The 13,894-nt window shown below is 52.7% G+C and carries 13 protein-coding genes; all 13 read right to left on the bottom strand.

Annotation, left to right across the window (positions count from 1 at the left end; translation table 11 throughout):
* Positions 1 to 80 precede the first annotated feature (80 nt).
* The 13 genes from KI362_RS02420 to dapF all read right to left on the bottom strand — a co-directional run bounded on the left by KI362_RS02420 (position 81) and on the right by dapF (position 13,792).
* Positions 81 to 752, bottom strand: coding sequence for a DUF1048 domain-containing protein (locus KI362_RS02420; protein WP_301624564.1), 672 nt, complete (start codon positions 750 to 752; stop codon positions 81 to 83).
* Entirely contained in the window at positions 739 to 1,056 is a 318-nt protein-coding gene (locus tag KI362_RS02415) for a PadR family transcriptional regulator (protein ID WP_212941142.1), read from the bottom strand. Before KI362_RS02415 ends, KI362_RS02420 begins: the two co-directional genes overlap by 14 nt.
* Before the next feature lie 288 nt (positions 1,057 to 1,344).
* Positions 1,345 to 2,739, bottom strand: coding sequence for a 16S rRNA (cytosine(967)-C(5))-methyltransferase RsmB (gene rsmB / locus KI362_RS02410; RefSeq protein WP_301624654.1), 1,395 nt, complete (start codon positions 2,737 to 2,739; stop codon positions 1,345 to 1,347).
* Entirely contained in the window at positions 2,736 to 3,686 is a 951-nt protein-coding gene (gene fmt, locus KI362_RS02405; RefSeq protein ID WP_301624653.1) for a methionyl-tRNA formyltransferase, read from the bottom strand. Before fmt ends, rsmB begins: the two co-directional genes overlap by 4 nt.
* 32 nt (positions 3,687 to 3,718) lie before the next feature.
* Complete coding sequence (gene def, locus KI362_RS02400; RefSeq protein ID WP_301624561.1) at positions 3,719 to 4,216, bottom strand: peptide deformylase; 498 nt, start codon at positions 4,214 to 4,216, stop codon at positions 3,719 to 3,721.
* A 246-nt stretch (positions 4,217 to 4,462) separates the two neighbouring features.
* Positions 4,463 to 7,012, bottom strand: a complete 2,550-nt coding sequence (gene priA / locus KI362_RS02395; protein WP_301624559.1) for a primosomal protein N' — start codon at positions 7,010 to 7,012, stop codon at positions 4,463 to 4,465.
* On the bottom strand, positions 7,009 to 8,229 hold the full coding sequence (gene coaBC / locus KI362_RS02390; RefSeq protein ID WP_301624557.1) for a bifunctional phosphopantothenoylcysteine decarboxylase/phosphopantothenate--cysteine ligase CoaBC: 1,221 nt from the start codon (positions 8,227 to 8,229) through the stop codon (positions 7,009 to 7,011). The genes priA and coaBC overlap by 4 nt, the downstream gene beginning before the upstream one ends.
* A gap of 122 nt (positions 8,230 to 8,351) precedes the next feature.
* Complete coding sequence (gene rpoZ / locus KI362_RS02385) at positions 8,352 to 8,573, bottom strand: DNA-directed RNA polymerase subunit omega (protein WP_044479179.1); 222 nt, start codon at positions 8,571 to 8,573, stop codon at positions 8,352 to 8,354.
* 31 nt (positions 8,574 to 8,604) lie between these two features.
* Positions 8,605 to 9,201, bottom strand: a complete 597-nt coding sequence (gene gmk, locus KI362_RS02380) for a guanylate kinase (RefSeq protein ID WP_044479180.1) — start codon at positions 9,199 to 9,201, stop codon at positions 8,605 to 8,607.
* Positions 9,202 to 9,214: 13 nt separating this feature from the next.
* Positions 9,215 to 9,475 carry an extracellular matrix/biofilm regulator RemA gene (remA, locus tag KI362_RS02375; protein WP_044479181.1) on the bottom strand — a complete coding sequence of 87 codons (261 nt, stop codon included), beginning with the start codon at positions 9,473 to 9,475 and terminating at the stop codon, positions 9,215 to 9,217.
* Positions 9,476 to 9,525: 50 nt separating this feature from the next.
* The gene (locus tag KI362_RS02370; protein WP_044479182.1) at positions 9,526 to 10,413 is read right to left on the bottom strand and encodes a YicC/YloC family endoribonuclease; all 888 of its coding nucleotides are present in this window, start codon (positions 10,411 to 10,413) and stop codon (positions 9,526 to 9,528) included.
* A gap of 35 nt (positions 10,414 to 10,448) precedes the next feature.
* Entirely contained in the window at positions 10,449 to 12,365 is a 1,917-nt protein-coding gene (locus KI362_RS02365; protein WP_301624556.1) for a bifunctional homocysteine S-methyltransferase/methylenetetrahydrofolate reductase, read from the bottom strand.
* Positions 12,366 to 12,958: 593 nt separating this feature from the next.
* On the bottom strand, positions 12,959 to 13,792 hold the full coding sequence (gene dapF / locus KI362_RS02360) for a diaminopimelate epimerase (protein ID WP_301624555.1): 834 nt from the start codon (positions 13,790 to 13,792) through the stop codon (positions 12,959 to 12,961).
* Positions 13,793 to 13,894 lie beyond the last annotated feature (102 nt).

Genomic DNA, 13,894 nt, shown 5'->3' with positions numbered 1-13,894 from the left:
TCTGTAAGAACTGACTTTCTGGCTCGCTCTATTTTACATAGCAGCATAATTATATTGTCCCTATCCACAATCCACAGATGTCAATTACGGGAGAGCTTCAAATCGGCTTTGTTGGAGAGCCTCTTGAACCACTGGTGCAGGAGGAACATAACTATCGTGACGGCAAGGCAGGACCAGAAATTAATTGGAACAGTCCAGATGCCCTTGAACAAAATGGTTGAATAGACATACCCGCCAATCGCTATGAGATAGACTCCTATGCCAAGAATAAACCAGGTTTTGGTGCCAAATATGGAAGCTTTAAGGGCGTATAGAACAACAAGGATGGTAATCCCTGATAGGCCAATAATGACCACAAAGGGCAGCAAGCTAATGCTTTCCGTTTTGAGCGAAGGAATGAAATAAGAGAGCAGTTGAACAACTGTATAGACCGCAAAAAGAGTTGAAAACAAAAGGGTTGTGTATCTCAATATATCCAGCAGCCAGGACTGCTTGCTTTGCCGGGGAATGTCGGCAATTAAGGCATCGCAATAGGCATGCAGATCGTCGCCGAAAACATCCTGTGCGGATTTTCCATGCTGCTGAGCTTCAATCAGATGTTCCAATAGCTCCAGCAAGATGCTTTCCGTTGCATACTCAGAGCGGGCATTTAATCGAATGTATATCATGGCGTCTTCATACACCTTCAGGTTTTCTTTATTCAGAAGTTCACGTCGTTCATTGTTGCGTTTAATCATTTCAGTTGTGTTCATCGCGTTTCCTCCTTAAATAAGTGATGGCCTGGGACAACTGGGCCCAGCTTTCGTCAAACAGTTGCAAGGCCTGTTCTCCTTGCTTAGTAAGATGATAGTACTTGCGGTCTGGTCCACTTGCCGAAGGCTTCATGGTGCCCTCGATCAGCCCATTTTTCTGCATACGCAGCAGCAACGGATAAATACTGCCTTCCTTGACCATGACCAATCCTGCTTCATGCAGCTTCTCACTTAATTCATACCCGTATACTTCCTTTTCTGAAATAATAGCAAGCATGCAGCCCTCAAGCAGCCCTTTCAGCATCTGGCTCTGACTATCCAACTTCCGATTCCCCTTTCTCTATATTGCAATGCAAGATACCTTGGCGCAAAAGCACACTATATTGCATTACAAGTTAGATAATAAGTGAAGTGTAACACATACTACTTTGCAATGCAAGTTAGCGGTGGGATAATTTAAGGGTAGTGCAGCCTCATTATTTTCACCGAATACCGGCCACAAGAAAAAGCCAGGCCTCCCTAAAACGGCAGAGGCCTGGCCCTGTTTTCCTTGCTTTAGAATTGTGGCGGCTTATTCGCTACTCTGTTATCGTCACGCTTGATCATGCTTCTTGCGTAACCGTGCGATATAGAAACCGTCGGAATGAGCATCCTGAGGCAGGATTTGCAAGCCGATGCTCCCACGCGCCGATGCCGCAGCCATTGGCTCAGTCTCCCAGGCTGACGGCTTGTCTGCAGCCAATTCGAACTCTGGATGGCGGCTTAAAAAGTTACTCACCATCTCCACATTTTCACGCGGCTCAATCGTACAGGTGCTGTAGACCAGCAGGCCGCCCGGTTTAAGCAAGTCTCCAGCCGTGTCGAGCAACGTACGTTGAATGCCGGCAATTTCCGCAATATCGCCAGCCGTCTTGGCCCATTTCAAGTCCGGCTTGCGGCGAATCACACCGAGTCCGGAGCAAGGGGCATCCAATAAGATGCGGTCAAAGGAATTCTGCTCCAAGCGCTCACCCAGCTTCGAAGCGTCTCCCGTCGAAATATCGATATTGGTCAGACCCAGACGGTTCGCTTGATCCTCGACTAGCTTCGCCTTATGCGGATGGATGTCGTTGGCCAGCACCAGGCCGCTGCCCTGCATGATCTCGGCGATATGACAGGTTTTCCCTCCAGGAGCTGCGCAGCAATCCAGCACGGACATGCCTGGCTCCGGATCTAGCGCTTCGGCTACCAGCATAGAGCTTTCGTCCTGTACAGAAATCAAACCCTCCCGATACCAGGGAGTAAGGGCCATGTTGCCCCCTCCGCCCTCCACTACGATTCCGTCTTGGGAAAGCTTGGATGGAGCGGCCGACAGCCCTTGTTCCTTTAGCAATCGCAGCATGTCTTCCCGGCTTGTCTTCGCCCGGTTCACGCGAATACTGATCGAAGGCGGCTCGTTATTGGCCCGGCAAATCGCCTCCGCCGTTTGTTCGCCATACTGCTCCAGTAAGCGTGCCACCAGCCATTCCGGGTGAGAATGCTCCAGGGCGATGCGCTGAACAGGGCGAAGTCCCTCCGGCAGCTTCAACTCCTCCTTACGGCGGAGTACGTTGCGGAGCACTCCGTTAACCATACCCGAGATACCTTGATGGCCTCGCTTCTTCGCCAGGTTCACCGCCTCGTTGACTACGGCGTGCGGGGGAATACGATCAAGATAATAAAGCTGATAGAAGCTCATCCGCAGCAAATTGCGGACCCAGGGGGCCAACTTCCCCATCCCCTTGGTCACAAACGGCTCCAGCAAGAAATCAATCGTGTTAAGCCGCTGAATTGTCCCATATACCAGTTCTGTAGCTAGCCCCGCATCAGGCCCGGAAAGGCCGGATTTCTGCAACGCCCCATTGAGCAGCAAGTTGCTGTATGCCCCTTCCTGTTCTACGGCGGTCAGCACCTGCAGCGCTACACTTCGGGACGTGGATTTGGCCGGACTGCGCCCGCCGCTGCTCATGATAGAACCGTCCCTGGCTTCATAACCCCGCCGCGGATGAACTCTTCCGCTTCCATCGCCTTCTTGCCGGCAGGCTGAACCCGTGTCAGCCATACCGAGCCGTCCCCTGTTTTCACTTCAATGCCTTGCGGTGAGAGGCTTAGCACGGTACCCGGAGCTTGCCCGCCACCATTACCGGCAACTGTCCCTTCCGCGTTCCCGTATTCTGCATCAGGCTTGGCAACCGCCCAGATCTTGAACACCTCGCCGTTCCAGGTCGTAAATCCACCGGCAAAGGGAACCAACCCCCGTACGCGATCATAAATGGCACGCGAACTGGCTGACCAGTCAATTCGCTCATCCTCACGCGTCAAGTTGGACGCATAGGTTGATTCCTCGTCATTTTGCGGAATGCGGTCAGACGTTCCTGCCAAAATGGATGGCAGCTGCTCCACCAACAGCTTAGCCCCGGCTTCGCTCAGCTTCTCAAACAGCATGCCCGAGGTATCCTCGTCTTCGATCGGGACAACAGCTCTTGCGATCATATCGCCCGTGTCCAGGCCCTCCGCCATATACATCAGCGTAATGCCCGTTTCCTTCTCGCCGTTGATAATAGCGCGCTGGATCGGCGCCCCTCCGCGATATTTGGGCAGCAGCGAGCCGTGTACGTTCAGACAGCCGAATCGCGGCAAATCCAGCACCGACTTGGGCAAAATCTGACCATAAGCCGCTGTCACGATCAAATCCGGCGCCAGTGCAGCCACCTCCGCTACCGCTTCCGGAGCGCGAAGCCGCTGCGGCTGCAATACCGGGAGGCCATGACGCAGAGCCGCTTCCTTGACCGGAGTCGGCGTAAGCACCTTCTTCCGCCCTTGCGGGCGGTCAGGCTGGGTGACTACCCCGACGATCTTGTAGCCGGTGGAGATGAGCGCCTCCAGAGACGGAACTGCGAAGGCAGGGGTTCCCATAAATAAAATGCTTATTGATGAAGGTGTCTGGCTCACGCTTCCGCCTCCTCTTCGTTCTCTTCCTCCTGGTCCGTAATTTCGTAGACACGTTCAGCAAGCGAGGTATACAATACCCCGTTCAAATGGTCAATCTCGTGTAAAAATGCTCTGGCAAGCAGATCCGTACCCGTGTAGGTCACTCTTTTGCCATTGCGGTCCAGGCCTTTGACGGTCACCGTCTGTGCACGTCGGACATCCCCGCGAAAGCCCGGGATGCTGAGACAGCCTTCCGGTCCGAATTGCTCGCCCTCTGCGGAGACCACTTCCGGATTAATCAACTCAATCAGCCCATGATCGTCCCCCACATCAACCACAATCAGCCGTTTCAATACACCGATTTGCGGGGCGGCCAGCCCGACTCCATCCGCCTCATACATGGTATCGGCCATATCGGTAAGCAGCTTCTTCACCCTTGGTGTAACCCGGTCTACCTTTTCCGCTACCTGGTGCAGCACTTCATTCGGCTCAAGCACTATTTTTCTGACTGCCATTTAGGTCACCATCTTTCTCGATAAGTTATAAGTTGAATAATGGTTATACGTGCTGGGGCAACGTGTGAAGTGTACTTACGATCGCTGTTGTTCGCGGATTTCTTGAATGAATCAAACCATTTCAGGGTAGAATTCCACTCACAAAGGCGAACGCTCTGCTTCTTCAGTACACTTCACACTTATGCTCTAATACGTTTTAATTAGTTCAACTTATATAAATCGCTCATGTTATATATATATTTATGATTACATCAGCATTTGCGGATCCACATCGATACTGATTTGCAGCGAAGCATCCTTCAGCTGGCCCAGCATCGCCTCCGCCATCTCCTTCACCAACGCAACTGCATCCAGGTCACCGCGGTATTTCACCATGCATTGGAAGCGGTAGCGGTTCTTGATGCGCGGAATCGGCGAAGCAACCGGCCCCAGAATATCCAGCGCCTCCGCAGAAAGGCGATCGAGGCTGCCGAACCAGCCAAGCCTCTGCGCCTTCAAGCGCAAGTCCCCGGCGAAATTCTCCGCCATTCGCAGCAGCAGCGGCAGCTTCTCATGAGACATCGTCACCAGAATAAGCCGGCTGTACGGCGGATAATGCAGCGTCCTGCGATGCTTAAGCTCCTCGCGCACATACGAAGCATAATCATGTCCGCTTGCATGGACAATCGAATAATGCTCCGGCATATAGGTCTGGATGAATACTTCGCCCGGAAGCTGATGGCGGCCAGCGCGTCCGGCTACTTGGGTCAGGAGCTGGAACGTCTTTTCTGCCGAGCGGAAATCAGGAAAATTAAGAGCTGTATCGGCTGCGATTACACCCACGAGAGTCACGTCAGGAAAATCAAGCCCCTTGGCGACCATCTGCGTGCCGAGCAGCACATCTCCCTTTTTCTCCCGAAACGTCTGGAGCAGGCGTTCATGCGAGCCCTTCTCGGTTGTGGTGTCCACATCCATTCGAATCACCCGTATCCCGGGGAATAGCTTGGCAAGCTCCGCCTCAACCCGTTGGGTACCCGTTCCGAAATACCGGATATGCTCGCTTCCGCACTCCGGACATACGGCCGGCGCAGGTGCTGCGTACCCGCAATAATGACAACGCAAATTGTTCGACTTCTGATGATAGGTCAGCGAAATATCGCATTCCGGGCATCCGGCGACATAGCCGCAGGTACGGCACATCACAAAGGTAGAATGCCCTCTCCGGTTCAGAAACAGTACGGTCTGCTCGCCCTTTTCAAGCCTGGAGGCAATCCCTGCATGCAGCGCCCGGCTGAACATCGAGCGATTGCCATCCTTCAATTCTTCACGCATATCGACAACCCGAACCTCCGGCAGTCTGCTTCCGGATGGCCGCTGCTTCATCTCCAGCAGCAACGGGGCGAACAGATCGTCGGATTGTGAGCGCGCTGCATAATAGCTCTCAAGCGACGGCGTAGCGGAGCCAAGAATAACGGCGGCACCATGCTGTCTGGCACGGCGAACCGCCACATCACGGGCATGATACTTCGGCGTCTCCTCCTGTTTATAGGAGGTCTCATGCTCCTCATCAATCACAATCAGTCCAAGCTCGGAAAAAGGAGCAAAGATCGCGGACCGCGCTCCGATCGCGACCTGTACTCTCCCTTCCCTGATTTTACGCCATTCATCATAGCGTTCACCTGTAGACAAGCGGCTGTGCATTACAGCCACCTTGCCGCCAAAGCGTCCCTTAAAGCGCTCCACCATTTGCGGTGTGAGCGATATTTCCGGAACAAGCACGATAGCTTGTCTATCCTGAGCAATACAACGTTCGATCGTCTGCAGGTACACCTCGGTCTTGCCGCTTCCGGTTACACCGTGCAACAGGAATACGCCATACTCCCTGGCATCCAGCGCCTCGCTCACCTTATGGTACACCTGCTCTTGCTCCGGCGTTCGTTCCAGCGCTTCTGTTCCCTTGAATTTACGGCCTGCGTAAGGATCGCGGAATACCTCCCTGTCCTCAATAACGACATAGCCTTTCTCAGCAAGCTTGTTTACAGTTCCCGCGGTAACGCGCAGCTCGGACAGTACCTCCTGCAAGGACAGAGTAATCCCTGCCTCCACCAGGAACTGCAGCACTTCCTTTTGCCTGCGGGCCTGCGTACTGAAGGACGCCAAGGCAGCTACTGACGCTTCTCCGGTCACAGCTGCTGTTACAGTCTTCACGGTCTTCTTCCGGATCTTGTCTTTGATCATCTGGCTTTCGGTAAGCAGGCCGCGTCCGATCAAGCCTTTGATCTCGGCCGCTCGCTCAGGATAACGCTTGCTTAGATGCTCCAGCGTTGTCTGTCCTGCCGAAGCAACGTAATCCATGATTTCCCGTTCCTCGCCGCTTAACAGAGAGAGCAGTGCCTGTCTGGCGTTAACACCGGACTCCGCTTTAACAGTCTCGGCTTCGGAAGCAGCGGTCTCTGCCACCGATACCATTACTTCCGCCCGGCCCTTTAATGCTGTAGGAATCATCGCTTGAAGCACCGCGATCTTGCTGCATGCATATTTTCCGCTCATCCAATAGGCAAGCTCCACCAGATCCTGCGGCAGCGGCGGCGTCAGGTCCAGCAGTTCCTGGATCGCTTTCATCCGCTTCGGATCCATTTCCGATTCCGTGTGAAGGGAGACGACAAACCCTTGCACCGTCCTCCGCCCAAATGGAACGCCAACTCTGCTTCCTACCTCGATCCAGTGGCTCATGCTTTCCGGAATTAAATAATCAAAAGGCCGATCGGTCTCCCGGCTCGGCACGTCAACAATTACTTTAGCCACGGTATAAGTCATGACTTATACTCCTCCAGCCGCTTGGCGGCCAGTTCAAGAATGTACAATCCAAGCTGATCCTTGGACATCATCGGCATTGCCTCAACAAGCCCGTTCCGGTCATAAATATGAACGATATTCGTATCTGTACCGAAGCCGGCCCCCTCACGGGTTACATCGTTGGCAATAAGAAGATCGCAATTTTTACGCTTCAACTTATCCATCGCATACTGCTCCAGATCGTCCGTCTCGGCTGCAAAGCCGATCATAAACTGGGACGATTTCTGTTGCCCCATGGTTTCCAGAATATCGATATTCTTGACCAGCTCCAATGTCAGCGTATCTCCGGCCTTCTTGATCTTTCGATCAGCAGCCTTCTTCGGCCGATAATCCGCCACGGCTGCAGCCATGATCAGAATGCCGGTATTGCTCCAGTGCTCCTGGACTGCCTCGTACATTTCCTGTGCCGATTCCAGGCGAATCATCTGAACGCCAGCCGGGGAAGGCAAGGCCGTATTGGCTGCGATCAGCACTACCTCCGCCCCCAACTGCTGCGCGGCCTTTGCAAGGGCAAAGCCCATTTTGCCGGTGGAGTCATTGGAAATATAACGCACCGGATCAATCCGCTCCAGCGTGCCTCCGGCAGTAATCACTACCTTGTGCCCGCGCAAGGGAGCTTGTGCCTGAGCACTGCGGCGTTCAAAGAAATTCTTTACCACGCTCACAATTTGCTCCGGCTCCTCCAGCCTTCCCTTTCCGACATAGCCGCAAGCAAGCAGCCCCTCACCCGGCTCCACGAACATAACCCCCCTGGAAGCCAGTTCATTCATATTCCGCAGAACCGCCGGATGAGAATACATATGGACATTCATCGCCGGAGCAACCATGATCGGTGACTGCGTCGCAAGCAGAGTCGTGGACAGCATGTCATCCGCAATCCCCGCCGCCATTTTGCCGATAATATTCGCGGTTGCAGGAGCGATTAGCACCAAGTCGGCCCAGTCGGCCAATTGGATATGGGATATCTCGGCTGGATGCTTTTCATCAAAAGTATCGGTATAAACCGGGTTTTTGGACAGCGCCTGCATCGTCAGCTCGGTGATCAATTTGGTAGCCGATTCGGTCATTATAACCCGTACCTCCGCTCCCTGCTGCACCAGCTTGCTGCACAATGCAGCCGCTTTGAAGGCGGCAATACCACCTGATACGCCCAGCAAAATCTTCTTCCCGTTAAGCAACGTAAATCCCCCGCTTTCTATCTGAACGAGCCTGAATGCCCGCTGCAGAAAAAAATAACAACCTCGCGGCTGTCATAGAGAGGTTGTTGAAGATATCTTGCGACCACGAGGTCCGATTGGTATTATTTATTTTCGTCAGGCTCAACCTGGGAGCCTTGCTTCAGCACCACGAGATCACCATAGATTTCTTCAAGCGCAACGCCGACCTGTTTGTGGGACTTAGGCGTTTGCAGCTCGGTCTTCTCGCCTTCACGCAGTTGTCTGGCTCTACGGGAAGCAGCCACCACCAGCGAATACTTACTACCAACCTTCTCCAGCATCTTATCAATCGATGGATACAGCATGAACTCAGCACCTCTTCTTTTAGACTCTATATTACCGGGCAGCAATCTCTTCGCACTTAGGCCTGATTTTGCAGTGTTCGGCTACGATAATCGACTGGATTCTGTGACAGGCCTGATCGATCTCGTCATTAACGACTGCATAATCGTAATTTTCCATCAATCCAATCTCGTCAGCAGCAACGGACATCCGGTGATCAATCGTCGCCTGATTCTCCGTTCCCCGTCCTACAATCCGGCCCTTCAGCTCATCGAGCGACGGCGGCAGCAGGAACACAAAGATGCCCTCCGGAAATTTACTCTTAACCTTCAGCGCCCCCTGCACCTCAATCTCCAGAATAATATCCTTGCCGCTCTGGAGCGTTGCCTCGACGAAATCGCGGGGGGTTCCGTAATAGTTGCCGACATATTCGGCAAATTCCAGAAGCTGATCGTTAGCGATCATTTCTTCAAATTGCTCCCGGCTCTTAAAAAAATAGTTCACTCCATTCTCTTCGCCAAGACGGGGGTTCCGCGTAGTGGCCGAGACGGAGTAGACAAGATCGGGCAGGCGTCTGCGAAGCTCGTTGCAGACTGTTCCTTTTCCCACTCCCGAAGGACCTGATAGTACGATAAGTAATCCTTTACCCATATTTCTCTCCATTTTATTCGTCGTTGTCATCATCTTTGGCTGACAGGCGGTGAGCAACCGTCTCCGGCTGCACGGCCGACAAGATGACATGGTCGCTATCCGTAATAATTACTGCACGGGTGCGGCGTCCGTAGGTAGCATCAATCAGCATGTGGCGATCTCTCGCCTCCTGGATGATTCGCTTGATCGGTGCAGACTCCGGGCTCACAATCGAAATGATTCGATTGGCGGAAACGATATTTCCAAAGCCAATGTTAATAAGTTTAATCGCCATATGAAGGTGTTCCCCCTATTTTAATTGACTCTACTGTGTCCAATGTAACGTTATTCGAGATTTGCCGCTTGCTCGCGGATTTTCTCCAGTTCCGCTTTCATTTCTACGACACGGTTGACCAGAGCCAAATGGTTGGCTTTCGATCCAATCGTATTCGTCTCCCGGTTCATTTCCTGAATCAAGAAATCCAGCTTTCTGCCGACAGGCTCTGTGGAACCCAACAATTCACGGCACTGGGCAAAATGGCTGGCAAGCCGGATCAGTTCCTCATCAATGTTGGATCGGTCCGCAAAAACTGCGACCTCCATGGCGAAGCGATGCTCATCCACGGCGCCATCCAGCAGCTCGTTCAACCGTCCGCGAAGCTTGGCCCGATATTCCAATGCAACCTCCGGAGCCAGAGCCGTCAGTTCCGCATGCATTTCCTCCAGACGGTTAAAACGTTCCTCCAAGTCCTTCCGGAGATGCTCCCCCTCCTGCTTGCGCATCGTAACCAGATTGATCATGGCCTCTTCCAGGCCATCCAGCAGCGTTGCCTCCCAGGGCTCTTCATCCCTTGCCTCCTGGCTTGACCAGTCCGGAGCGATCAATATGTCCGGCAGAGACAACAACTCGCTCGCACTAAGGGAGCTCTCCAGACCATACCGTTCCCGAAGCTCTTCAGCAGCCCGCAAGTACGACTCCGCCAGTCCGGTATTCAGAACAAAGGGCAGGGTGCCAGCTTGCTCCTGCTCCTTGTTAATATATACATCTATCCGCCCTCGCTTAATATAACGCTGCACCAGGCGTTTCAGACCATCCTCGTAACATGTCCATTCTCTGGGCATGCGCACTACCACTTCGCAATAGCGGTGGTTCACGGATTTGGCTTCGATCTGAATCAGATAGCCCCCGCAGCGTCTGGCGGAATGGCCGTATCCTGTCATACTGTGCGACATAGGCATCACATCCGTTACCCTATTGTAATTGATAATTACAGACGAGACAAGGGGGAGGGCGTCTCTTTCGTGCGCTCCTGCACATATTTCGTTAATGCCACATTCATCTCATAGAACATGAACGGTGTCATCAGGTAGATCCCATTAAAATGGTCCATAGCCGTATCCAGCAGTTCCTTGGCAATCTCCACTCCCATCGCCCGGCCCTCTTCGCCTTGCAGTCCTCGCATCCGGTCCAGCACTTCCTCGGACAATTGAATGCCCGGCACTTCATTGTGCAAATACTCGGCGTTCTTGCCGCTGGCAAGCGGCATAATCCCGATAAAGATCGGGATATCCAGGTGAGCCGTCGCCTCCTTGATGCGAACGATCAATTCGCGGTCATAGACCGGCTGGGTCATAATATAATCCGCTCCGGAAGCAATCTTCTTCTCCAGCCGCTCAACGGCTTTATGAAGATGCTTCACATTCGGATTGAACGCCGCACCGACCACGAAGCGGGCTTTCTGCTTCAGCGGCTTGCCGGAGAAGGCAATCCCTTCATTTAATTGCTTGATCATACGAATGATCTCAAAGGAGGTAGTATCGTAAACCGAGCTTGCACCAGGCAAATCGCCGAATCTTGCTGGATCTCCCGTAACGGCAAGGACATGGTCGATGCCCAGTGCGTCGAAGCCCATCATATGGGATTGCGTACCGATCAGGTTCCGGTCGCGGCAGGCAATATGAATCAACGGCCGCAGTCCAATCTGGGTTTTGATCAAATGTCCAAGCGCCATATTGCTCATCCGGGTTACCGCAAGCGAATTATCCGCCAAGGTAAGTGCGTCTACCCCAGCCTCTTTAAGAGCGGCTGCTCCCTCCATGAATTTGCTGATGTCCAGATCCCGCGGCGGGTCCAGCTCTACAATAATAGTGTGTCGCTCGCTAACCAGCTCGGTAATGCTGCGTTCTGTATGCTCCTCCCCACAGCTGCATGCGGGAGCAGCATTTGTGGTCTCACCACGGCTGGAGACAGCGCGTTCTCTTATCTCCAGACGCTCCTTCACCTTTGGAAGCGGCTTGCCCTCTGTCAGCGGCGTTGCTTTATAATCCCGTAAGGCTCGAGCCGTCGCCGCAATGTGCTCCGGCGTTGTACCGCAGCATCCGCCGATCAGTCTGGCGCCCAGATCCGCAAAGGAAACTGCACAATCCCCGAAATAATCGGGAGATGCTCCATATATATATTCTCCATCGACATAGTCGGCCAAACCCGCATTCGGAAACACCGAGAGCGGGAACGTCAGCGGACCGTCCAGCCGTGACATAACCGACATAATACCGTTAGGCCCGGAATGACAATTGAAGCCCAGCACATCCGCGCCTTCTTGATTCAGAATATGGAACGCTTCCTCAATGGTATATCCGTCCAATGTGCGTCCAAGCTGATCCACACCAAACTGGCAAATAACCGGGCGCTCTGTAAGCTTGCGGGCAAGGCGAAGAGCAAGCCGCATTTCCTCCAGCTCGTAAAAGGTCTCCAGCAGCAAGGCATCCGTTCCCTCGGTAAGCAGAGCTGACATCTGCTGCTCATAATACCTTGCCAGTTCCCCATCGGTCACATTCAACCGTTTTCCGCCCAAAATCGAGCCGACAGCTCCGGCCACGTACACCTGCTCTCCCGCAGCCTCACGCGCGATGCGAACCGCTGCACGGTTAATCTCTTCCACCTGGGACTCCAGGCCGAGCTTGGACAGTTTATAGTAATTGGCAGAGAAGCTGTTCGTCTCGATCAAACCTGCTCCAGCCGCAATATATTCACGATGAACACTGCCTATGATCTCAGGCTGCAGGAGATTAAGCTCCTCGAAGGATATCCCGACGGGAAATCCGAATTTATATAAATAGGTGCCCATTGCACCATCGCCTATGATAACGCCTGTCTCCCAAGCTGTACGCAAGTCCGGTTTCATAGCAGTACCTCCGTCGATAATTTCATTCTAATGTAACATAAAACTACCTGAATGATAAGAATTATCGACACAAAAAAAGTTTGCCTGCCTCTCCTTATCAGACTCCTCTTTGGGGGCAACCGATTCTCTGATTAGCCATCTGCCGCTCGCTGTCGGATATTTCAACTCGCTAACGGACATTCTAGCCTCTTAGCAGACTTGTTCTCATGATTCGAAGGGTTAACGGACATTTCGGGCGCTTAGGACGCTCAAACGACTCTGATTCACTCCATTCTACTCTCTAAGAAGCCAAAATGTCCGTTACAATTCTGGCTCATCCAAAGGCGGACCGTAAGGAGATATAATGCCCGTTAGACCAAGTATGTAAAAAGAAACCGTCTCCTTGGTTTATGGTTGGATGGTACCTCCATTTTCCAGAGAACGGTTTCTTTTTATTTGACAAAATGAGAGAGGGTGCCCCCAATCATTATGCTGTCATCTTATGATCACTTCTGGGACACCCTCTTAACACTTCACACTTATGCCATTTCTACTTAGCTTCTTATGTCCAACTAATATACATCACAGTCTCAAGCAAACATCAATTCAGTTCCTTAACCGATGCGGCCCTGATACACTGCCTCTGCCGGTCCGGTCATATAGACATGATTATTTTGTTCATTCCATTCAATATACAGGTCTCCGCCCTTAAGTCCAATCCAGGCGGCACGATCCGTGTGCCCGTTCAGTACAGAGGATACCAGGGTAGCGCATGCGCCCGTGCCGCAAGCCAAGGTTGATCCTGCCCCGCGTTCCCATACCCGCATTTCTACCCGGTCGCGTGCAGTCACACTAGCGAATTCCACATTCACTTTGCGCGGAAAATAAGGATGAGTCTCCAGACGCGGCCCCCATTCCAGCACCTCAAAGCTCGGAGCATCATCCACATAGATGACACAGTGCGGATTTCCCATAGATACCGCAGTAAACCTGAATTCGCGTCCTGCCGCTTCGATCGGTTGGTCCAGCACCGGCTTGCCGGACAGGGTTGTCGGCACAGCATGGCCATCCAGGATCGGCTCGCCCATGTCAACCGTAACCGTGCTGACCGCTCCCTCCACGACGTTCAGCGTAACTTGCTGCACGCCGGCACCCAATGTTTCTATCGTAATCTGCGATCGATCTGTATACCCGTGATCATAGACGTATTTGGATACACAGCGAATGGCGTTCCCGCACTGCTCCGCCTCGGTTCCGTCCGAATTAATAATTCTCATCTTAAAATCAGCCCGTTCGGAAGGCAGAATAAACACCAGGCCATCCCCACCAGCCCCAAAGAACCGGTTGCACCACTGAATAGCCAGCTCTGACACATTGGCAGGAAGCTCATTCAGGCCATAAAATACAAGAAAGTCGTTACCAAGTCCGTGCATTTTCGTGAATTCCATCAGATGTCCACCCCTTTAAGTGCGAGTTCAAAAAGTCAGCTTTTTATGAACTTCCTCTTTATGGGGTAAGTCTATATTTTGCAGGGGTGGATTGGTATTGAT

This window comes from Paenibacillus apis, from assembly GCF_018333295.1.
GTDB classification, from domain to species: domain Bacteria; phylum Bacillota; class Bacilli; order Paenibacillales; family Paenibacillaceae; genus Fontibacillus; species Fontibacillus antibioticophila.
The sequence above is the reverse complement of the archived record's forward strand: the minus strand, read 5'-3'. Positions and strand labels throughout refer to the sequence as shown.